This window comes from Lacinutrix sp. Bg11-31, from assembly GCF_002831665.1.
Taxonomy (GTDB): Bacteria; Bacteroidota; Bacteroidia; order Flavobacteriales; family Flavobacteriaceae; genus Lacinutrix.
In genome coordinates, this window is sequence record NZ_CP025118.1 from 1,446,986 (window position 1) to 1,470,014 (window position 23,029).

Annotated in this window: 23 protein-coding genes; 1 reads left to right on the plus strand and 22 read right to left on the minus strand. The window is 30.1% G+C overall.

The annotated features are described in order from the left end of the window. Window positions 1–2: 2 nt before the first annotated feature. The 14 genes from CW733_RS06450 to hsdR form a co-directional block, all read right to left on the minus strand. Window positions 3–608, minus strand: a complete 606-nt coding sequence (locus CW733_RS06450; RefSeq protein WP_157811545.1) for a hypothetical protein — start codon at window positions 606–608, stop codon at window positions 3–5. A gap of 16 nt (window positions 609–624) precedes the next feature. Then, the gene (locus tag CW733_RS06455; RefSeq protein ID WP_100996420.1) at window positions 625–1,584 is read right to left on the minus strand and encodes a PD-(D/E)XK nuclease family protein; all 960 of its coding nucleotides are present in this window, start codon (window positions 1,582–1,584) and stop codon (window positions 625–627) included. Window positions 1,585–1,656: 72 nt separating this feature from the next. Continuing rightward, window positions 1,657–1,941, minus strand: a complete 285-nt coding sequence (locus CW733_RS06460; protein WP_100996421.1) for a hypothetical protein — start codon at window positions 1,939–1,941, stop codon at window positions 1,657–1,659. Between the two features lie 130 nt (window positions 1,942–2,071). Further along, window positions 2,072–2,389: a hypothetical protein gene (locus CW733_RS06465; protein WP_100996422.1), complete on the minus strand. Its 318-nt coding sequence runs from the start codon at window positions 2,387–2,389 to the stop codon at window positions 2,072–2,074. Further along, the gene (locus CW733_RS06470; protein WP_100996423.1) at window positions 2,383–4,329 is read right to left on the minus strand and encodes a P-loop NTPase fold protein; all 1,947 of its coding nucleotides are present in this window, start codon (window positions 4,327–4,329) and stop codon (window positions 2,383–2,385) included. The genes CW733_RS06465 and CW733_RS06470 overlap by 7 nt, the downstream gene beginning before the upstream one ends. 2 nt (window positions 4,330–4,331) lie before the next feature. Beyond that, window positions 4,332–4,631 carry a hypothetical protein gene (locus CW733_RS06475; protein ID WP_100996424.1) on the minus strand — a complete coding sequence of 100 codons (300 nt, stop codon included), beginning with the start codon at window positions 4,629–4,631 and terminating at the stop codon, window positions 4,332–4,334. A 6-nt stretch (window positions 4,632–4,637) separates the two neighbouring features. Further along, window positions 4,638–5,078 (minus strand): hypothetical protein, encoded by a 441-nt coding sequence (locus CW733_RS06480; RefSeq protein ID WP_157811546.1) that lies wholly within the window; start codon window positions 5,076–5,078, stop codon window positions 4,638–4,640. Window positions 5,079–5,175: 97 nt separating this feature from the next. Further along, window positions 5,176–6,876 carry an RNA-directed DNA polymerase gene (locus CW733_RS06485; RefSeq protein WP_100996426.1) on the minus strand — a complete coding sequence of 567 codons (1,701 nt, stop codon included), beginning with the start codon at window positions 6,874–6,876 and terminating at the stop codon, window positions 5,176–5,178. Further along, window positions 6,873–7,808, minus strand: coding sequence for a hypothetical protein (locus CW733_RS06490; protein ID WP_157811547.1), 936 nt, complete (start codon window positions 7,806–7,808; stop codon window positions 6,873–6,875). The genes CW733_RS06485 and CW733_RS06490 overlap by 4 nt, the downstream gene beginning before the upstream one ends. A gap of 44 nt (window positions 7,809–7,852) precedes the next feature. Continuing rightward, a complete protein-coding gene (locus CW733_RS06495) occupies window positions 7,853–8,173 on the minus strand; it encodes a hypothetical protein (protein WP_100996428.1) in 321 nt (106 codons plus the stop codon). A gap of 11 nt (window positions 8,174–8,184) precedes the next feature. Next, the gene (locus CW733_RS06500) at window positions 8,185–9,510 is read right to left on the minus strand and encodes a restriction endonuclease subunit S (protein ID WP_100996429.1); all 1,326 of its coding nucleotides are present in this window, start codon (window positions 9,508–9,510) and stop codon (window positions 8,185–8,187) included. Next, window positions 9,511–10,914 (minus strand): N-6 DNA methylase, encoded by a 1,404-nt coding sequence (locus tag CW733_RS06505; protein ID WP_100996430.1) that lies wholly within the window; start codon window positions 10,912–10,914, stop codon window positions 9,511–9,513. Next, entirely contained in the window at window positions 10,915–12,138 is a 1,224-nt protein-coding gene (locus CW733_RS06510; RefSeq protein WP_100996431.1) for a PD-(D/E)XK nuclease family protein, read from the minus strand. A 17-nt stretch (window positions 12,139–12,155) separates the two neighbouring features. Further along, entirely contained in the window at window positions 12,156–15,410 is a 3,255-nt protein-coding gene (hsdR, locus tag CW733_RS06515; protein ID WP_100996432.1) for a type I restriction-modification system endonuclease, read from the minus strand. 244 nt (window positions 15,411–15,654) lie between these two features. Between hsdR and CW733_RS16700 the strand changes: the two genes are divergently transcribed. Beyond that, window positions 15,655–15,786, plus strand: coding sequence for a hypothetical protein (locus tag CW733_RS16700; protein ID WP_255411482.1), 132 nt, complete (start codon window positions 15,655–15,657; stop codon window positions 15,784–15,786). A 300-nt stretch (window positions 15,787–16,086) separates the two neighbouring features. Here the strand turns inward: CW733_RS16700 and CW733_RS06520 are convergent, their stop codons facing one another. The 8 genes from CW733_RS06520 to CW733_RS06555 all read right to left on the minus strand — a co-directional run bounded on the left by CW733_RS06520 (window position 16,087) and on the right by CW733_RS06555 (window position 23,014). Then, entirely contained in the window at window positions 16,087–17,277 is a 1,191-nt protein-coding gene (locus CW733_RS06520; protein WP_100996433.1) for a primase-helicase family protein, read from the minus strand. 2 nt (window positions 17,278–17,279) lie between these two features. Further along, on the minus strand, window positions 17,280–17,630 hold the full coding sequence (locus CW733_RS06525; protein ID WP_100996434.1) for a hypothetical protein: 351 nt from the start codon (window positions 17,628–17,630) through the stop codon (window positions 17,280–17,282). A 2-nt stretch (window positions 17,631–17,632) separates the two neighbouring features. Continuing rightward, window positions 17,633–17,962, minus strand: a complete 330-nt coding sequence (locus CW733_RS06530; RefSeq protein WP_100996435.1) for a helix-turn-helix domain-containing protein — start codon at window positions 17,960–17,962, stop codon at window positions 17,633–17,635. 181 nt (window positions 17,963–18,143) lie between these two features. Then, window positions 18,144–19,046, minus strand: a complete 903-nt coding sequence (locus tag CW733_RS06535) for a hypothetical protein (RefSeq protein ID WP_100996436.1) — start codon at window positions 19,044–19,046, stop codon at window positions 18,144–18,146. Further along, window positions 19,036–20,175, minus strand: coding sequence for a site-specific integrase (locus CW733_RS06540; protein WP_100996437.1), 1,140 nt, complete (start codon window positions 20,173–20,175; stop codon window positions 19,036–19,038). Before CW733_RS06540 ends, CW733_RS06535 begins: the two co-directional genes overlap by 11 nt. Window positions 20,176–20,181: 6 nt before the next feature. Further along, window positions 20,182–20,736: a helix-turn-helix domain-containing protein gene (locus tag CW733_RS06545; protein WP_100996438.1), complete on the minus strand. Its 555-nt coding sequence runs from the start codon at window positions 20,734–20,736 to the stop codon at window positions 20,182–20,184. Window positions 20,737–20,967: 231 nt separating this feature from the next. Continuing rightward, complete coding sequence (mnmE, locus tag CW733_RS06550) at window positions 20,968–22,362, minus strand: tRNA uridine-5-carboxymethylaminomethyl(34) synthesis GTPase MnmE (protein ID WP_100996439.1); 1,395 nt, start codon at window positions 22,360–22,362, stop codon at window positions 20,968–20,970. Between the two features lie 4 nt (window positions 22,363–22,366). After that, window positions 22,367–23,014, minus strand: coding sequence for a rhomboid family intramembrane serine protease (locus CW733_RS06555; protein ID WP_100996440.1), 648 nt, complete (start codon window positions 23,012–23,014; stop codon window positions 22,367–22,369). Window positions 23,015–23,029: the final 15 nt, after the last annotated feature.

Genomic DNA, 23,029 nt, shown 5'->3' on the forward strand with positions numbered 1-23,029 from the left:
ATTTAAGAAATTAATTCTAATCCAGCATAATCACTAACTAGCTCATTCCAGTTTACAGGTGTTTTAATAAAAGTTTCTTTTTTTCCGCCAACAGTGGTAAAATCAACATTCGTTTCATAACCTGCCGTAGAATAATTGTTTTTAGTATATGTATTATATTCTAACACCAAACCTTGTAAATCTTCTAAAAGGTCATAATCTAACCGATCTACGTAATCTAAATATCTAATACCATGAATAGCTGTTTTTACACCATTAACAACCATGTAAATCTCAATACGATTATACATATCGATACTGTTTATTTTATATTTTTTATCAGGATATTTACTTAGGTATTCTATTCCATTTCCTGAGTCTAAATACTGTTGTAAATCTATTCGCGCTTGTTTGTCTGTGGTTTGAGTTTTATGCAAACCAGTGTACAAGACGTCCAAAATACTCGCAAAATGCTGAAAGGCTTCTTTTCTGGCTTCTATTGGTAACTCATGATGAAACTCATTTTTTGTTTCTACCAAATCGGTTTTAGTAGGTGTTTCATTATGAGATTCATCATGAATATTGGGTACTTGTCTTCTCCAGTATTTAGTTTCTATTTGGTAGTGCATAGAATACATCATTAAATTAATGCACTATAATTTCAAGCTTTGTAATACCTAAATCAATCCATTTTCCTTTTCTACTAATATTTTTACTGTAAATATTCCTCATCAAATTAGAATCTTCATTAAATTTAGTAACCTTCCATAATTTTTCTTCTATTCTACCATCATCATAATGGTAACGCTCCGTAGCAACTCCTTTTTTTAAAAATGCTATCTTAAAATCATCTGCATTTGAAGGAACTAACTCAACAGGGATAGTGAGATTTTCTTTCATTACTACTTCCTCGGCAATTTCTGATTTAAATCCATTATCAATAAATTGAATGAATGATTTTATTGTATCTTTAGTGTATGTATTGATTGTTTCTATTTTTGCGTTATTCTCATCCTTAAGTAATCTTTCTAAAATACTTCTAATTGTAGTATTCGATTTTTCGTCATCCTTATTATCCCAATATATATGAGTTTTATTGTTATTAGCAGTCAATTTTTTAAATTCTAAATCAAATTTATCATCTTCTGGTGTAGTATATATAGAATAAATGTCAAGATTATCTATTTCAAAGTCCTTAAGTTTTGATAATTCACCTGTTGTTGATTTAATTTGTTTTTCTAACTGATCTTCAGTTCTCGAGGTTAGCGTTATTTTATTTTCGATTAAAAACACTTTATGGATAGATTTTTTTGCAGTTACAAAATTTATCATTTGTGAATTTTTACCACCGTAGTTTTCATCTGTATAACATACAATTACTATATCCACTCTTTGCTCCTTTCCTTGTTCAAAAAACACTTTATATTCATACTTATAGATATTAAAGTTTTCATCCTTTGGAATTACAGGTTCCAAGAATTTCTCTAAAAAAGTATAACCTAAAGAATGATCTGCCTTGGGATCTAACAAGTAACCTAAAAAGGCAGAAATGTTATTCTCATTAATTGAGCCATGACCGTTTGCAAGAATTTTAAATATGTTCATTTATTTATCTGTTTTTTTAAAATTATTATAATTGAGTTAATCTACTCGTAAAACTTAATTCATGAGAACTAACTACAGCCAATCCATAACCGTCTTGTGTAACAAATACTGGTTAAATTGCTCATTTATCTTTTGATAAGCAAATCGTTGGCTTTTATTTTTATTTATAAAATTATAAGCTCTCATAGTTAGATCAAATTCCCTATGCGTCTTTAATTGTAAAATATTGATATTTACTGTTTTTAAACAATTAGCTACAAATTGTTTAAGGTTATTTACGCTTGATCGTGCTTCTTTAAAAGTCATGTTCTCATATACTTTTAAATAGTCTTTAAACTCTTTTAATACGTTATCCATTGTTTTATTTTTTAATGAATACAAATATCATATCGTAGCTACGACAAAAGATGTCGTTGTTATAAAAAAACATAAATTAATTAACTGCACACACACATTTGCAGCTTATATTACATTCTTATCTAAAGTATTACAATTGCAATGCATTAAAATACCAAAATCTATTTTTAGACTTTTGCTCAAACCTTACTTGTGGTAATAAATAAAGTAGATTTTTATCATACAATTCTCTTAAAACATTTCGTAAAGGCAAACCTTCTCTATGATCTTTATTAAAAAATCCTTTTTCTATTAGTAAAGGCATTAAGTTTTTGGGTTTTACATCATGTGATTTTTCGCTAATCAAATAATCCTGAATAACATAACCCATCATTATTACTTCGTCGTTTTGCGTAACTAATTTTCTTTTAAAAACTACTTTTAGACAACAGATTATAAAACTTACCAACCAACAATTTTAATATCATCAACTGTTTCTAAAAACTTTATTAATTTATCTAAATAGATTTCCAATGCTTGCTCATCTTTTATAAAACCCCAAGCGTTTGGTGTTGTAACATTCATTGTAGCTACAATAGTATTATGTTTATCGTTTGTTAGTACGTAATGGTTTAGGTAATAGTTATCGGGTAACTCTTTAGACAAAACATCCATCTTTAATAACATACCTTCAAAACGCTCTTTTGCTTTAACTGCTTTCGCTTCTGATTCTTCTAGATTACTTTCAAAATTACTATGTCTTGCTTTTACAAAATACCAACAGCCATATCGCGCCTGTATACGATATTCTTTAGCGCTTGTATGCACAGAAAGGTCTAAACGATATTTATGGTTTTCTTTTTCAATTAAAAAAGTAAGATTAGATTTTACAGCCTTTTGCTGATAGAGCATCTTAATGTTTTTTGTAACTGCTTGTTCTAAAAGTGATGTTTTAATGCGTTCTCTTAACCCTTTTAAAAATCCAGATTTATGAATCTCTTTTACCTTGGACTCTTCAATATTTGTATCGTAACTTGTTACAGATGCTATTTGTATAGCATTTGTCATAACATCTAATAAAGTTACATCTTGCGAATCATTAGCCTCATCAGTTGCATTACTTTCTATTCTTATTTTTAAGGTATTAAATAACCTAGAAATTTGCATCGCTCGATTGCTTAGAAAGTTCTCACGTTGGCATAATTGATACAATACTTGCTCCCATTCTTCATCAAAATATTCGTTTTTAGACAATTTTTCTTTTAAGTCAGCATCAATAGTTTTTAATTTAAAGGTTTCCATAACCTCATCATTCCAAGCGGTAAAATCAGGATAGCGTTCTAAAACTCTAAAAAGTAATGGATAGGCTATTTGAATACTAAACACACCAATGTTTATAAGCTGTTCAAAAGCTGTAGGTTTACTTTCATTCTCTACAGCAAGCATAATGCTTCTTACTAAAGATAAACTGTTTAACAAGCGCTTAATGGCTCTTGGGTTAGAACCAACAGTCAGGTTACTTATATCTACTATAACATCGGATATTTCTGGTGTTAACTCGCCATCATTAAAATACTGTAGTTTGATTAAATTGTCAATTATCAAATCGTTTACACGATATTGACCAATAGGCATGGTAAACGGTAATTGGATGATTTTCTCAAAAAACGAACGGAATTCACGTTCATTTTCGGTTGTTTTTTTACCAAATTTTGGCTCTAATCCTTTTACTACTACTTCATAATCTATAGCTAGAATAAAGATGCAGTTTTCTAAATCGAAAATATTTTTTAACAACTCTAAAATTTGCACAGCTACTGGTGGATTTATACGGTCTAAATCGTCTATAAAAAACAAGAACCCTTTGATGTCTTTGTTTTTCTCTACACTAATATTTATTTGCTCCTGTAGTTCTGAATGCAAATCTCGTAATGAAGATTGCTTTTCTGTCGATTCAAAAAAAGCATCAGTTGCATCTCCTGCCACACCTGCTGTTAATGCATTTGCTCCAAATTTAGTTGCTCCACGTGTTGCTGCTTTAAAAAAGTTAACTGCCTTACTTTTTAATGCTTGTAAATCTTGGTTTTTATCTTTAGACAACTCACTAATAACCGAAGCAATTATACCTTGAATAATATTTGTCATCGTGGTATACTCGTCGGTAAGCAGTGAGTATTCCCAAGTGTTTATCCAAATGCCATGAAACTTACTATTACTATCACACAAATCGTGCTTGATAGCATTCATAAGCGATGTTTTACCAGATCCCCATTCACCTTGAATAGCAATAGTTAAAGGTGTTTGTGCAGAATCTATAAAATTAGTTAAACCATTTTTATAGGCTTCTATCCCTAATTGATCTTTATCTCCTGCTTTTTTAGGAATGTCTATAATACTAGATGTGCTCATATTTATTTTGAGTAATTTCTACTAATTTGTTTACACTCCATATTATAAGTTTCTGCGTAGTTACCTGATTGAACCGAAAAAGTATCACCCGAAGCTCCTAAAAACCTATCTATTTTTAAAAACTTACGTGCTATTTTCTTTAAGTCTTGGTCTAACACTTCTATATAGTTACCATCTTGTACTATTACAATCTTACTAGAATTGCCTAATAGCATAGCTTTACAATAAGTACGTGCTATTTTACGACCCTCAGAGTCTAATGTCTCTAAATAATTACCATCAATTTTTACACGTGCTATCATAGTGTTTTATATTAAATTATATTTTTCAATTTGCTCAATTGGAAACAATGTACCAGCCAAAGCAAAAATGCCATTCTCTTTAAACATGGCTCTACTAAAGTTTGGCTCCAAATTTTGGTCTTTTCTTTTTTGCTCTTCTATAAAAGCTTCTTTAGTTATAAGCCCAAAATTTATCACTTTTAAATCCTCACCTAACTCTACACCAATAAGCTCATCCCAATTGGGATTAATTTTAGAAGTGCGACCATATTTATTTTCAGCAGTAATCATTTTAACTGATATTTTTGAGCCATCATGTTCGCAAATAATATCATAACCTTCATTAGATTGGTTTTTTACAACTTTTGGACGCCTACCCATTTGTTCTAAAAAAGAATGTGCTATTGCCTCTCCAATTCTGCCTATGATATTATCGTTGCCATGTAATACTTCATCTTTATTTGCCAAATTCAAAAAAGCTTTTCTTGCTTTAAGATAGTTTAAGCAAAATTGTTTTCTTTGGTTATCCATTTTACAATTTAATTTTAATTATTTAAAAATGATATTAATATCCATAACCGTAATCCGATTCCATTGCATCAAAAGACCATGACTCATTCTCATTAAAAAGAGAATCAAGTGTTTCTTCATGTTTCGATTCAGTATTACCATGTAACGCTCCAAATTCATTTAAAAATTGATCATCTATGCTTTTACTTGCCTTAATATTTCCTGAAGCAAATTTAAATAATGGTTCTTCAACTGTAGTTTCTTCCCCGAATTCAATAGAAATTCCATGAAATTTAAAAATAGATAATCCTTGTATTTCGTAACTATTTGGTGAAGTAATATAACATTTTACAACCTTTGACTTTATTTTTATTACTTGAGCAGCAGCTTGAGCTGCATTTGACCCTAGTCTTAAAATCATAGATATATCCAATGAAATTAAGGACTTAATTATTTCATATTGAAGTTTTAATTCTGGTATGTCTGCAATTTTTGAACTTACCATAATTAAATCCTCTTCCGAAGATAAATATATTAGTCTACCTACTAAATAGCGTAAAAGTGTATGATGCGATTTTAGCCCAAGTGTGTTATCAATTTTTAATTCAACCTTAGACTTAAATAAGTCAATATAATATTTATTTAAAATTTTAAAATCATTAACTATTTCTGACACACTCAGTTTCCTATTTCCTATTAAATTACCAAACCAATCTTCTAGCCTACGATTTCTGCGAGACTTTGATCTAATATCTTCAGAAATCATAGGAATATCAATTCTAATATTATTTCTTTTAAATGTATTATTAAGATCATTAATTTGATCAGAACTCATTTTAATAAAATTCTTGAGATCATTAATTCGCTTCATCCATTTATTAGATAACTCTTGATCAATTGCTATAGAATTTGATAACCAATCTTTTGTTGAAATTTGAAATATTTTATCTTCTTTATGTAAATCTAAATTTAACGCTTCAAGTAGTTCCGTTAACTTTTGAGCATAAACCTTTACTTCTTCTGAAGTTCCAATGATAATAATATCATCCACATAACGCCAATATTTATCATTGGTTATTGTTTCCATTGTTCCATCAACTTCATTTAGCACTAAATTTGCTATTAAATGACTAAACATAGGACCAACAAGTAATCCCTTTTCATTTGAATCACTTTGAACCTTTTCATATTTACTCAAAAAATTTATACCTAATCTCTTTATTGTATCATTAATTTTAGCTTTACCACATGCTTCTATCCATTTATCTCTTGCTAAATCCAAACTAATTGAAGGATAAAAAGATTTAATATCAAAATATATTACTTCTTGATCAATATTATTCTCGCAAGCTTGTTTGATTGAGTTATATCTTTCTTTCCAACCATGCATGTAATGTTTATAAATTGAATCCTCTTCATCTGAGACTAAAAGATAACTATAGACAGATTTATTCGAATAAAATTCAATAAAATTTGAACATTCATTAATTAACACAGACTCCGCTATTATGTCATTTGGTCCAGGCACATAAATCGTTCTTTGTTTAATTTCATTATCTATAAATGATTTAAAGTGTTTCGTCTTTAAAAAATTAGGTGTTTCATTTTTTATAGAAAGATTTACAGCTACCTCCTTAGCCCAAACATCTGTTTTACTAACAGATGTATCTAAATAATATCTTAAAGACAGGTAAGCAATAATATCTCTCTTCCGATAATTATTGATTGCTTTTATAGCTATTGTTTCTGATTTCATATTCTCTCCGTATTAAATTTTACGACAGCAACATTAGTTCTTGATACGACATCTATTAACCCATGATTAAATAAGGCTTGTGAAGTTTCTATTTTAATATCCTCAGTTGAACCAATAAGTTTTTTAAACTTATTATAAAACCACTTTATTGCCTTTGGGAAAAAGCTAATAAAACTAATTTTATATTTGGGTTCCAACCAAATTGCAACAGTTGACTTTCCAGAAAAATGATTAAATAGTTTTTCAAATTGATCTTTTACATCGTTCCATTTACCTTCTCGTTCAAGAAATCCTGTAAAATTTGCAAGTAATAAAATCTTATTATTGTTCTGTTTACTCAACGAGGTGATTCTGTTCATTAATTGTAATGTAGAAGCATCGTTTGTAACATCCCAAATTTCAGTATGTAATTGAACATAAATTTCATACTCTTCAAGATATTCCTTTATTTCAACAAAAGATTCTTTAAAAATATCAATTGCTGTTTGTGAAATTTCACCAGCCAAAATTTCTATATTCATAGGAATAGGTGGAAACACTTTTTCCTCTCGTAATTGAGCAATATTACAAAGTAAAGAAAGAGAAGCTGCTCCTGTACCTGATGGAATATCTGTTATAAACACATCATATCCACCAAGGGATTTTACGAATGCGTCTGAAACTTCTTTTAAATCTTTTTTAGGATCTAAAAAGGCTAATTGAAATCGAGCACAAGACCCATTATAATTAAAAGAATAATGTTTATGAGTTGCTTCTTCATCAATACCTCCAATTTCACCTCGGTGATTGTTTTTAGTAGCTTCTTTTAACAAATCTTTTTCACCAAGCAGTTTCTTCCAACAATCAATTATTGCGTGAGGCAATGTCATCGTTTTCTTTGAATTATTCCATAGCGACTTTGGAATATCCTTTGGTTTAATAATTCTTGACATAATGTGGTTTTTCTAGGCTTTTATATTGGTTAACTTTAGGCTTACTAAATATATAATTCATGTGTCTTCAGGTATATTATAAATATATCTATATCAAACAAGATCTGCTTAATTGCATCATCCCAATAGTTATTTACATCATCGTGTTCTTCGTTGTCTATCGTTAATGCTCCGAAATTATCAATTGAATCTCTCCAGTTCCTTATAAAGAATTGAATCTCATAATTATCGTAATCTTTTAACTTATCAACTTCGATCTTAACCTCTAAACTAAGGTCTATTGCTTTTTGAATGTTCAGTTTAGAATAGCTCAAGCTTTTAAGAAGATCTACTTTAGATTCTAACACACTTATAATTTTATTCATCAATAATTTATTTACGTTTTCTTCCTCCTCCTAGCCGTTTTCTTAACAGGCTTCAAATCTTCCTTCAATTTCTGTATCTCCTCCAACAACTCTTTTGCATCTCCATCTGTATCTAACTGCTCTACCAATTCTCCTTTAAAGGCTTTTGCTAAAATAGCTTGTGGTAAGCTGTCTATTTTTATTTTTAGGCTTTGGTATTGCGCTTCTATAGCATCTGCTTTGGCAAATAAATGTTCTACACGTTTTACGATTTCGGCTTGTTCTTTTTTTGAAGGAATTTTAATAACTAAACTTTTAATATCCCCTAAAGTTAAACCAGCTTTAGTAACTCCTCTTTTAAGATTTTTTAATTGGCCAAAACCATCTTCGGACATTAAATAAAAACATAAATAAAATTCATTTATTTCTTTGATTGGACGAGCTAAACAAACATGTTGATTAACATATGCTTCAATATTCCAACTATTTTGAATTAATGATATCATTCCTATATCAGCCGTAATAGAAATTAATATATCTCTTGATTGTAAAAGAGTTCTTTTTCCTTCGGATGAATCAGGTAGTTTTAAGAATTGACACTTTTCTTCCCTGAGGTCTAATTCCATACTTCCATAGTTCATATTTGTGATCCTTACGAACAATTGCTCTCCTAATTCATTATAATATTTAGCCCAACCTCTTGAACCACTTGTTACAAATTCAAATATTTTTGAACTTTCAACCTCTTTCCATTTCTCCAACGTCTTCCCAACACGCCATTCCTCAGTAAGCTTCCCTTTTACCGCTTGGGTTAACACCGCTTGCCTAAATTTTTTAAGGATTTGTGGTATGTGGTTTAAACGCGTTTTAAGGCTGTCTAGATACCCAAATAATTCATCTAATTTGGCAACAATGCGTTGTTGTTCTACAAGTGGTGGAAGTGGAAAAGGAATAGACTTTAAATTTCCTTGATTTAGTTTTAATCTTGTAGTGCCTCCTACATAATTTGTGTAATCAAATTGATTCAAAAAATGTAATAGAAAAATATTAGAAGTAACATTCTTTCTAGCTTTTAAAACGTGAGCGTGATTATTTACCCATGATTTACCTGAGATTAAATAGGCTACATTCTTCGAAAAATCTAAAAATGGTGCGCCATCTTCTCCTAACAATATTAGCTCTTCATCAAAAATATAATCGTCAATTTTACCTGCTACTCCAGTCGCACCATAATATGGAATATCTCCAATTCGTTTTGCCCTTTCAGAAGCACTTACTGGTTTTCTTTTATTGTCTAATATTTCAATAGAATCTTCAATATTAGATAAAATCCAATTCTTTGGTAATTCTTTTCCCATCTAGTTCAATGCTTTAATTATGGCATTCAACTCTTTGGTAATGCTGGTTAATTCGGTTAAGGCTTCTTTGGCAATTTCTATAGGTTCGCCAATATCTTCGGCTTTGGTAATGCTATCATCTGCAATTAAACCTAAATCTAGAGAGTCATTCTTTTTCGCAATGGTTGCTCTACTAATACAGCTAAAACGTTCGTCTTTAATTTTGTTTCGGTCTTTGGCGGTGTATGCTTTCTCGAAATCTGCAAAATAGCTTTCGGTAAATGGTGTACGTTTTCCAAAGTTTGGCATGTTGGTGCGCATATCATAAAACCATACATCTTTGGTATTGGCTTTATCTGTAGTACCACGCTCAAAAAATAACACGTTTGTTTTTACACCTGCTGCGTAAAAAATACCTGTTGGTAAACGTAGAATAGTGTGTAAATTACATTTTTCCATGAGGTCTTTACGTACGTTTTGTCCGTCACCATCTTCAAACAACACATTATCGGGCAATACAACTGCTGCTCTTGCTCCTCCTCTAGTATGTAAACTACGGTAAATACCTTGTAAGAAGTTTAATTGCTTATTAGAAGTTGGATATACTAAATCGGTTCTTGTGGGTCTGTCTCCTCCTTTTTTGGTTCCAAATGGTGGATTTGCTAAGACTAAATCTTTGTTTTTAATGCTTTCGCCATAACTGCTTAAAGAATCGCCTAGCGCAATGTTTCCTCCCATACCGTGTAAAAAGGCATTCATCATTGCTAAACGGTGTGTGTCGCCTACCAACTCGCAACCTGAATATTGCTCGTTTTGCAAGTGGTTGTTTTGGGCTTCACTTAATTTATAAATATCGTTGTTGTTTAAAATGTGGTGATGTGCGGCAATCATAAAACCATAGGTGCCACATGCAGGATCATTAAGGCGCTCGCCTACTTTAGGATCCATTAAACGTACCATCACATTAATTAGTGGTCTTGGTGTAAAATATTGTCCTGCTCCCGATTTTTTCTCGCTAGCATTTTTTTCTAGCAAGCCTTCATACATTTCACCTAAACCTTCGTCTTTGGCTTCAAACCAATCCAGCTCGTCTATATGCTTTATAATTTTACGTAGGTTGGCTGGTTCTTGAATACTTGTTTGTGCGTTGTTGTATATTTTTTGAATCTTACCTGTGCTTTCTGTACCTAAGTGCAATAATAATTTTCGATAAAACGTAGCGAGTTCTATCCCTTCTTTTTGTTTAAGATCTTCCCAACGATACCCTTCTGGTAACTTGTTGTTGTAATCGGTTTCTTCTGCCATTTTAAGGAACAGAATAAAGGTAAGCTCGTTAAGATATTGGTGATAGGTGATACCATCGTCACGTAATACGTTACAAAGGTTCCAGAGTTTATTTACTATTTCTTGGGTGGATAATGCCATTTATATGTTTTCTAATTTAATTTTTAATGCGTTGATATCTACTAAAATATTTTTAGTAATAGTTTCTGTTGTTTTTTCTAATAGTTTTCGGTCTGCCAAGTTAAAAATAGCTTCGGTATTAAATGCTCTAAAATTTAACTTTTCTTCAGTATGTCTCCAACCTAACCAAGCTTGGTTATTTGTGTAACTAGGGTTTATCTCTTTCACTAAGTTTTTAAACTCTGCAAATTTTTCAAGATTAGAAATACCGCCTTTTCCATTTTCTTCTAAAGTAAACCCATAATAAATACTTTGCTCTAACTCTATTCCGAAATGAATACTTATGTTATCTTTTTCAAACAACTTTACCCAGAAACCATAATACAAATCTCTATTTCTACTTTTAGTATAATAGTTATTTACATTTTGCCATGAAACACTTCCCTTTTCGATTATTTCTAAGCCATTAGCAATCATTTTTTCTTTTAGGCTTTGCCAAAATAACCATTGAATTTTAACTTTTGCGGTTATCATGTTTTCTTCTATTAAAGCTGCTTGCTTTAAATTATCTGAAGATGACGCGATATAATCTCTAATTTCTGTATTCATTTTATTGTTAGCAGATTGACCTGTAAGTATTTTTATTAAATTAATGTAATGTGTAATACCTTCTCTTAATAAAGGTAACTCTACTGCTTCTTTCCTACAGTTTATAAGCCATGCTTCGATATCATTTTTGTATGAAGTTAACTTGAAATCTTTGTCTATTTCTAATTTTTGATCCTCAAATTGATAACTATTTTTAGAAGGTTCATCTCCAAATAAAGTAAGATATAAAATATTATCTTTTTTAAAATTATAGTAACGTAATAATTGATTTTCTTGATCTATCGCATAGATTTTATTTTCAATTGTTATACTTCTATTTTTATTATCTGAAATATAAATATCTATATAACCTCCTTCTGTATCTGTTTTTTTTCCTATATATTTTTCAACTTCTACTGTTACCGAAGCAGTATCTATTTGAATATTAAATTGGTTGACAAAAAGTTGTAAAAACACATCATTTTGACCATGTGATCCTTTAGGGTTTAACAATTCTGCAACAAATTTTGAATGCAATCTCACTTCGTTTGTGGTTACATTTATAACATCGAAAACATTAAAAGCATTACCTGATATTTTATTTAATTGCTCGTATTTATTTGAAATTTCAGCAACTTTTTTTATTAAATTTTTCATTTATTTTATTTAGCTATTTAAGCGTACAAATAGCTATTTAACTCACTAATAATCTGAGCTGTTTCGTTTTTAAACACTTTATCAAGTCGTTTTAATCCTCCATCTACACTAAAAGGTGGTTTATTTAAATCTTCTAAAGTAATAATAGATTCTTTTTGCAATTGCGCTTCCATTTTATCTAACCACTTTAATTGTATTTGATTCCAGTTATGCGATGTTTTAAGCTTAGCGACTGCATTTGTAATGCGCTCTTGATGGCTTACTAAATCTTCACCTAAAGCAGACGTACGTATATGTGCGATAATATCTGCAACAATATCAGTATTAGTAACTTCTTTATATGCTGTATTTAGGTTGTTTTTATTAAACCCTTGTGTATCTAATATTAAACGCAACTCTTTTAAATCGGCTCGTGTTAAGCTGCTTGGTTTTGTACATACAATGTTTAAAGCTGCAATTTCGTTTCTGTTATTATTAATAAACTCGGTAAACGATTCTAAATAATCTTTAGGTTTTAGGTTTTTCTCGTAAGCACGAGACACCTCTTCTACTTTATCTTCATGATCGCTGTATAAAGTATTATAGTTTAAAGCTTTGCCTTTTTCGCGATCTAAAAACTCCCATAAATGACCATAATCTTCTATAGATTGATTTATAGTATCTATATCTATTGCTTTTAGCTTTTTAGCAAAATCTCTTACCGTTGGTTCTCCAGATAATATTTCGAATTGCTCTTTTTGTTGTTCGTTAAAACCAGAAATTTTACGTTGAATTTTCGCTATAATTCGGTCTAGTTTTGCTTCTTTACTATAGTTGTCTTCAATAATAGCAAGTTCTTCTACTAAATTAGAAAAGGTTTTGGTAACTAAAGGCGCCACAGGTTTCATTACCTGTTCTTTAGACATAATCTCTGTCACGCCAACGCAGTCGTATATTTTGAATACTTCTTTACCAATATCGTCACAACGTCTTGTTGCACGACCAACCATTTGATCGTATAAAATACGTGAGTTTACGCGTCGTAAAAACACCAAATTTGATATACTTGGTACATCTATTCCTGTGGTTAGCAAATCTACAGTAACAACTATATTAGGAATTGTTGGATCATTTTTATATTTACGTAATAACTCTTCTCTATTATAAACATCTCCTGTTATTTTAACAATAGCATCTGCATCTACTTTTTCTCCCAATGCTTGAAACTCTTCATATAATAATTTTACTATAATATCTGCATGCGCATTTGTTGTAGCAAATATTAAAGTTTTTCCTTTATTTTCTGGGTGAATACCATAGGTAGATATTAATTCGTTTAAAATAACCCGATTAAAATTTTCTGTAATTACTTTACGATTAAAACCAGTAATATCTACTTTAATTTCATCTTCTGTAACACCTAAATCTTTAATTTCATTGTCTTCTGGATCGTAGATTTTTACTTCATCTCCTTTTTCCCAAACAATACCACCTTTTGATAGTTTGGTTTGAAACACGTAAGGAGGTTCAAAATCTATTAAATAGCCTTCTATAACTGCTTTACGATACGAATACATAAATACAGGATCTCCAAATATTTCCTTGGTATGAATGGCAGGAGTTGCTGTTAAACCAATACGGTACGCATCAAAATAGTCTAATACCATACGGTATTTACTCTGAAAGTCTATTTGGTCACGAAGAATAAATTCCTCTTCATCCATCTCCTTATCTAAGGTATAACCTCTATGCGCTTCATCAACCACAATACAATCATAATCTCCAACACTTGGAGGATTATCTGAATACGCAATACGATGCACCATACCTTGCACTGTTGCAAAATGTATTTTTGTATCTATATCTAACACTTTATCTTCTAAATCTTGTAAGTCATAAATTTGAGCAAAGGTTTGTAATCCCTCGATATGAACTTCCTTGAACGAGTCTGATGCTTGAGTACCAAGCATACGTCTATCTACCAAAAACAAAATACGTCTAAAGCGTTTAGACTTAATTAAACGATAACACATACCAATCATAGTACGCGTTTTACCTGTACCTGTAGCCATTGCTAATAAAGCGCGTCTATCTTCTACATTAGTAAGTATTTTTTGCTCTACAGCCTTAATAGCATCAATTTGATATTCTCTTAAACTTAAACCACTTGGATCTGAAAGTAAATCGTAATCTGTTTTTTGAAGTTTTTCTACACCATCATTTTCATCATAGCTTAGCTTCTCTACTAAATCTCTAGGAGAAAACCAGTTTGGTAAAGGTCTTGCTAAATTTTTCTGATCTCTTCCATCCCAAAACCAAATACCTGAGGCTGTTTTAAATTGCTCTAAATATGGTCTTCCATTAGTAGAAAACATAAATGGCACTTTATAATTCTCACTATTTGCATGCTTAGGAAATGAAATATTTTGATCTGTAGTTACAAGTTCGCTATATTTTTTTGCTTGTCCTAAATCGCTCATTACATTTTTAATGTGCTTTTTAGCTTCTACAATACCTATTAAATCTAAACCATTAAATAAAGCATAATCTGCCCACTTAGTGCCACATTTCCATTCTGCAATAGCCATTTGCCTTCCTTTTTGAGGAAGTGTACGTTTCGATTTATAATTTAGGGTTTGTGTATCACATTCCCAACCTGCATCACGTAATTGTTTATCAATACGATCTCTAGTTTCTGCTTCGTTTTCCTCTGTCTTTTTAGCCTTAGCAAAAGCACGTTCTTTACGCTGTTGTCTTGCTTCTTCAGAAATCTGTGTTTGTTCTTGTATTTTTTGCTTGTAATTATCTACTTCTTGCTTAAGACGTTCTAACTCTTGTTCAAGCTCTTTCGCTCTAGAATTATCTGCAATGAACCAAGACTCTTCTGGAGTTGTATATTCAACAGCGACCTCTTCATTTTCATAAACCTCAATAAACCATTTTGTCAAGTAAAAAGCCTGCCTAAGCATATAACGTGCTTCTGCTTGAGTACCTTCTCCTGAATGTGATGCTTTATTACCAGATTTTCTGATAGTATGGAAAATATCTATTATTTCTCTTGGTGTATCTGAGTTGTTAGCTAAAATTGCTAATCTGCTCATTTGCTTTTTGTCGTAAGGTTCTTCTAATTGTTCGAAGTCGACTAAAATACTAGCCAATTTTTCTGTAAGTATTCGCAGTTTAGATAAGGTCGTACTAGAATCAACGTAACAGTTGCGCTCAGCTAACACTGCTAACTGAAATAATTCGACATAATTATCTCCTAAAAAACTAAAATTTGTTTTCATTTTCATTTGAGGCACCTTTTTAAAAGTATCTATTTTCTTGTTATTATATGCTTATCAGCAATTAATTTAATCTTAAACTCAATCAGCTATTAATCTTAAAGGGAGACTTTAAATATAAAACCTTTTTAAAAATTGACCTTACGGGAATCCTCAAAATGTTATTGTTTTTTTACAACACACATACAAAATAACATAATCAACTAATCTTAAGCATATTAAGTGAAAATAAATTTGTGCCTAAAATAAAATTTTGATACAATACCTCCTTTCTTCAAAAAGCACATTCAACGCATTGTTGTTGGTATTAGTGTTGTTGGTGTGTTGGTTATTGTTGTTAGTTGGTGCTGGTGCTGGTGCTGGTGTTCAAAAGAAACATATTTAAAACTTTAATCATAAAACTAATTAAAGTATTTTCCATATTTCTACTCTCGTTATTGAGTTGTTGCTTTGTTGCTTTGTTGCAAATGTAAAACCCTATTATAAAAAAAAGGGTGAAAACTCACGTTGTAGCGTTGAGAATAACCTGAAAGCCTTGCATACACAAGCAAACAAGTAACAACAGGAAATCAACAATCTTTCAACACATAGCTTTTTACTTTGTTGAATGATTGTTGATTTGTTGTTGCCTCAGATTAATGAAGTAATATAAGGGTGTCATGAAGAAAATCCACAGAACAACAATTTATTCAAAACTTTCTATTTTAAATTCGTAATATCTCCCTTTTACAATTGTCTCCTCTATAAATGTTTTTGCTTCTTTAGTATATAACATAGAAGATATATTATAACGCTTATACGAAGAGTTTTTCTGCAATAAGCCAAATTTAGATTTCAAAACTTCAGACACTTTAGAAGAAGAAGCCCTGATATTATTATTTTTAAGTAGTTCTACTAAATCTGAAGCGCTATAGCATATTGTTTCTTTTTCGAATCTAAAAAAGTCATTATTAACTATTTCTATAATCTCCTTTTCTAGATTAGTTTTGTTTCCTTTAACCAATCTACTAAGTGCAGGTGTAAAAATTTCTTCCTTAGAAAACCACATTCTACTTTTTTTAGGTGTTGCTATTTTTCTAGTATTTAAATGATTTAAAAAACATGGAATTTCTTTTTCTAGATCTTCCAATAACTCTGTATTCTCATCAGCATCTATAATAGAAGGCACTTTTCTAACCCAATATCTTATCTCTTTTTCGTCTACTAAAATAAAATTATCTTCATTATTGGAACATAAAATAAACTTACCAAAAAACGGTGTCTCAATCTTATCCTTTCCTTTATTCTCCATTTTGTAAGTTCTAGAGGTTGATAGATTTTTAATTCTTTCACTATCTTCTCTCCTATCCAACAAAACTTCATCTATAGCAATGATTAGTTTGGTAGCCCAATCTGCATTAAATTGACTCCTAAAGTCTTCATTTTTATTAATTGTCATGTTCTTTTGGAAAACTTGCTTTAACCAATTTAGAAATGTAGTCTTACCTGTTTTTCTATCCTCACTTACTAAACACAATATAGGCAACACCTGTGTTGGCTGTTGCCAAATTATGGTTAAGTAATCTAAACCAATCTCATATTGCTCCCCAAATATGTGTTTAAGAAATGATTCTGTTCTATTAAATAATCCTTGTTTTAACTCATGACCAATTTCATGATACCCATTGTAAAAGCCTTTAATTTCCTTTTCATAATTTATATTACTAGGCATTGTAACAAAACCATTGTATTTAGGGATATCAGCAATATAGTCTTTACCATAATCTGTTATAATTTCTCCTTTAGTCCATTTTACAAGTGTATTGATAGTATCTCCACTTAAAAGAGGTCTATCTACAACTCTATAATAATCTGTTCCTACTCTTATATATTCCATAATTAGTTGGTTTTAGATTTTAATACGTTAAACTTTGCTCTATTGGGATTCTCTTTTTCTATAAAATCGAAAACAATATGATAACCAGTGATAGATGAATCCTCTTTATATAACCGATCCATTTCTTTCTGAATTGTTAGGTAATCGAATCTTATTTCATTTTTTATAAAACATTTAATTTTTTTAAGTTCATTCAAACAAAAAATAATGATTTCCTTCACATCATGTGATAAATAGCGTTCATTAAGATTGTAATTACATGTATCAATTAAGTTTGCTATAGAATCTTCTAAACTAAAATTATCAAAAAATTGATTATTCAGTTTTGGCTTATTATTACTATTGATTTCCATAATTAAAACTGACTATTTTTTAGCATGTATTCACTAGCTCGTTCTTCTAATTCATTATTTGTAGTAGATCTACCAGAATTAATCCATTTAAGAATTTCGGATTTATAGAAGTACAGTTTTTTTCCTTTTTTATAAAAAGGAATTTTATTTTTATGAACTAAACCATAAAGTGTTGGCTTAGTCAATTTAATTAATTGTGATGTTTGAGTGACATCTAACAATTCTTCCGAATCATTTTCATGATTTTGGGTTTTGTTAACTATTTTACTTGTTAACTTTTCTACTAATTTATCAAGTAGATCTTCGTTTAAAATAAGAATTTTGTTCTCCATAATTATTTGATTGGTTAATTATTATGGAAACAATATTATGTAGTGTTTTGTGTTAGTTTGTAACGCCTTGAATCGCTCTAGAATTATACAACAAAACATCAACAATATGAAATACAATGCTTTACACATGATATTGTATCATAAAAGCATATTATATGTGTTGTAAAATAGAATTGAATACTTAAATCTTACCTGTTGTTTTATACATTTTCAGTGCTTTATTCAAAGGAGTGATATCAAATTTTTTAACTTTACTTAATAACACTTCTATATTATCCTGTCTTGTAGTTTTTATTAAATTATTATATAGGCCAATAAATTGAATATATGATGATTGACCAGGGTCTGCCTTTTCAAAAAGGTCAATCTCTTTTTCTAACTTACCCAAAATTGAAATCATTTTATTGAAATCACTCTTAGTAAATGGCATTTTTCGATCTTTATGATTGTAAGCTTTTTCTAAAATTTTATAAAATATTCCTCTTAACACTAATATTTCTTTATCGGAAAACTCTTTAATATCATTGCTCACAGTTGATGTGGTTTTAGATCTAGCATAAAAACCTCCTTGCCATTGTGTGTCGTACACAATTTCATACAAATCTGAATATTCTTTTGTGTCTCTAAAATCGTAACCATCTTCACGATTGTACATAAAATAATCGTAATTTTTAGTCTTTCTCACTAAATCTAAATAAGCATGTTCCTTCTGCATATTATTGCATGCTTTTATAATATAATCATGTTTTACTATATTTTTGATTATCTCAAGTTGTTTTGAGGTATCAAAGTTTACAAGTAAAGGTTGCACATCATAAATTAACACATAATTACGTAGCTCTATTAAATCCCTAACATCGTACTTAGATCTACTCAATTCATAAATTTTTATTAAGTTTAAATCATAGTGATCAATAAGTTTAGTTATTATTCCTACCTCATTATTAATAGCTTCTTCAAGTTGAAGATTTAATATATTGTATGAAATAACTATAGGTTGAGAATTGCAAATTTGAATAAACAATTCCTTCATTTCTTCAAAAACTTCTTTTTCTATTGAAATTATTAAATCTTTATATTCCATCTAAATCTAAATTTATTCTATTAACAGCATCTATTTTATTTCTATCCATAACCTTTGTATAAATTTGAGTTGTTGATACATTTTTATGACCAAGTAGTTTTGATACTGTATAAATATCTGTTCCATTTGCCAATTGGAGTGTCGCAAAACTATGTCTAAAATTATGGAAAGAAATCTTTTTATTAATACCAGAATCTGTAACCCATTGTTTTATTGGTCTAACAATTTGAGAATATTTTATTTCAGGAAATACTAAACCTTTATTTGTTCCTTGGAGCTCTATTATTTTCATTGCTTCAACAGACAGAGGCAAATTACTAACATTATTTGTCTTTTTTTCTTTTAAACTAATATAAAAGCCTTGATGCTTATCATTATATATTTTAGACCAGTCTAAAGCAGAAATATCAACAAACCTTAAACCACTTAAGGCAGAAAACATTGCCATATGTTTTATACTTTCAATCTTTATTGGTGTAGTCCAAAGTTTTCTAAGCTCACCTTCATCTAAATAATCACGAAATGTTTGTGTTTCTTTTATGTAATCTGCTTCAAGCGATAAGTCATTCTCAGTTAAATTTCTGCGATATGCTTCCTTTAAAACAAAAATGAACTTTTTATAATATGTAGATGCAGTGTTAACAGATAGCTTCTTCTTTTCATTAGTTCTAAAATTATTAGTTGTCAATAAAAATTCTCGAAATCCTTTAACGTGACTTTTATCTAATTGTCTAGTTTTAATACCATTTCCAAATTTGTGAACAAAATATTTTAAAGCTGCACTCCATATTAAATAATTTTTATAAGTTGTTCTATTCAATGCTTCATCTGCAATTAGCTCAAAAAAACTAATAAAATTGATATCTAAACTAACATTCTCCTTAAATCCGTATTCTTTATTCCTGAGCTGAATGAGCCTTTTTGATCTTATTAACTCAGCTAGTTTTATAGTTTCCTTATTATGCGCTTTTTGCATATCATTAGTTGGCTTTTCAAAAATTTTCAATTTTAAAAACTCTCTTCTAGAAGATTTACCTGTTAATGGATGAATTATCTCAGGATAGAAGTCTAAATACAAGCTTAACTTGCCATTTGCTATCTTTTTATGTCTTACCGTTACGTTTATCATCTTAAATTAATTTAATGCATTATTAGCCTCTTCTTTTAAAACAAGCACCATCCTCTTTTTCGAAATTTTAGTTACTTTTTTAGCTTTTAGTATTTCAAAAATTGAAGATTTAGAATATTTACCTTTAAACCGTTCCTGTAACTCCGTTATTGTATAATAATCTCCTCTATTAAATACAGAGTAAACTTCACTTTTTCCTACTGGTTTTTCAAGAAATTTATTTATCTCAGATCTTGAAATTCTTGTAATTCTCTGACTAAAATTATGAGCCTTAATTTCTCCTCCCTTAATCAACCTGTAAATAGTCTTTGTTGAACAGCCAACTAAAATTGAAGCTTCTGAAACTTTTAAGATATCTTTATCTTGAATATCTATTTTATTAATTACTTGTTTCTCTTGTTTTACTTCAGATCTTATTATCCCTAATTTCTCTTCTCTTTTTCTAATTTTATATGCTTTACCTGCACATCTTACACTACAAAATTTAGTTTTAGTTGTTTTTGCTACAAATACAGCTTTACAATGCTGGCATATTTTTTCAACACGAATATTTGAACTCATAATTTGTCTGATTTTTGAGTATTTAAATTAACGTAAGAGGTTTTAAGAAGTTCTAAGGGACATAATTAAACCTCAAGTTTATATTCTCCAAATATATCAAAACGAGGTACAAAATAGGTACAAAAAAACCATAATTTGTACCTATTATAACAAAACAACAAAAAACAACAAATAAAAAAACCCTTATAAAATAAGGGTTTAGAACGTTTTTGTTTGTTTTGATTTGTATAGTTATTTACCAATACAAAAATTAGCGAAGATATTACCCAACAAATCGTCGCTTGTTATCGTCCCAGTGATCTCACCAAAATGATATAATGCTTGCCTAACATCTATGGCTAATAAATCGCCCGAAATACCAGTTTCTAAACCAGATTTTACGCTGTTAATTTCTTGAAATGCTTTTAAAAGCGAATCGTAATGACGTGTATTGGTTACTATAGTTTCGTTATTTCTAAGTGCTCCAGTATTTACAAAGCCTATTAATTTTTCTTTAAGCTCTTCTACTCCAACACCTGTTTTTGCAGATAACAAATGAAGTTCTTCAAATTGCGATTTTAACGTACTTAGTTCCGCTTCATTTAAAGTATCTATTTTGTTAGAGATAATTACTAATGGCTTTAATGGGAAACGGTTTTTTATCTTCTCTATTTCTACCTTTAATCGTTTACTTTCGGTTTTAAATTCTTCTGCAGAAAACAATAAAACAACCACTTGCGCTTGCTCCATTTTTTCGAAAGTTTTTTTAATCCCAATACTTTCTACAACATCTTCGGTCTCTCTAATTCCTGCAGTATCTATAAATCTAAAACCAATGCCTTCTATTACCAGCTCGTCTTCAATAGTATCTCTAGTAGTACCTGCAATGTCACTTACAATGGCGCGTTCTTCGTTTAAAAGCGCGTTTAAAAGTGTCGATTTACCCACATTAGGCTCACCAACAATAGCCACAGGAATTCCGTTTTTAATTACGTTTCCTACAGCAAAACTGTCTATTAAACGCTTTAAAACAAACTCTATACGTACTATTAATTCTTTAAATTGGGTTCTGTCGGCAAATTCCACATCTTCCTCGGCAAAGTCCAATTCTAGTTCTATTAATGAAGCGAAATTCATTAATTCTTCGCGTAATTTTGCGATTTCACTAGAAAAACCACCACGCATTTGCTGCATGGCTATTTGGTGTGAAGCTTCGTTATCACTAGCAATTAAATCTGCCACAGCTTCTGCCTGACTTAAATCTAACTTGGCGTTTAAAAAGGCACGTAAGGTAAACTCACCTGCATTTGCCATTCTACAACCGTTTCTAAGAAACAACTGAATAATTTCTTGCTGAATATATATAGAACCATGACAAGAAATTTCGACTACATTTTCTCCTGTGTAAGAGTTTGGGTTTTTAAAAACCGAAACCAAAACCTCGTCAATAGTACGTTTTCCATCCATTATATGTCCTAAATGGATAGTATGTGTTTTTTGCGTTATTAGCGATTTATTCTTTTTAACAGATTGAAAACTGTTGTCTGCAATAGTAATAGCATCTTCACCAGATAACCTTATTATTGCTACTGCTCCAGCACCAGAGGCTGTTGCTAATGCAACTATGGTATCGTTATTATAATTCATAAGACTATATTTTACCTAAACGTTTTAAAACAAATAATAACACAATTGGAATAGCCAATACTAGAATCATTGTAAAGTTTGTATTAAAAAGATATGTTGCAAATAAAAGTGTTAAAACATAACCACCAATTGCGCCTCCAAAATGCGCATCGTGACCAATATTATCTGCCTTTGCTCTCATTCCATAAATAGAATACAATAAATAACCAACACCAAAAACATAAGAAGGAATTGGAATTGGAATTAAAAAGAGATACAAACTCATGCCTGGCTGCAACAATATCGCAGAGTAAATGATACCCATAACTGCTCCACTTGCACCAACTGCTGTGTAATGGTATTCGTTTTTATGAAAATAATAGGATAACAAATTACCAACCAATAAGCTTCCTATATAAATAATTACAAAATAGACATCTCCTAATTCTGCTATTACTACTGGAGCAAAAAAGTATAACGAAAACATATTGAAGAATAAATGCTGCGGATTAACATGTAGAAACCCTGAAGTTATCATTCTAATTTTCCCACCTCTGCTTATAGCTCCAACACTAAACTTATATTTTTCGAAAAACTCAAAATCATTAAAACCTTTAAAAGAAGCAATTGCATTGGCTGCAATAATGATAATTGTGATAATATTTATATCCATAAACAATAAACGTAT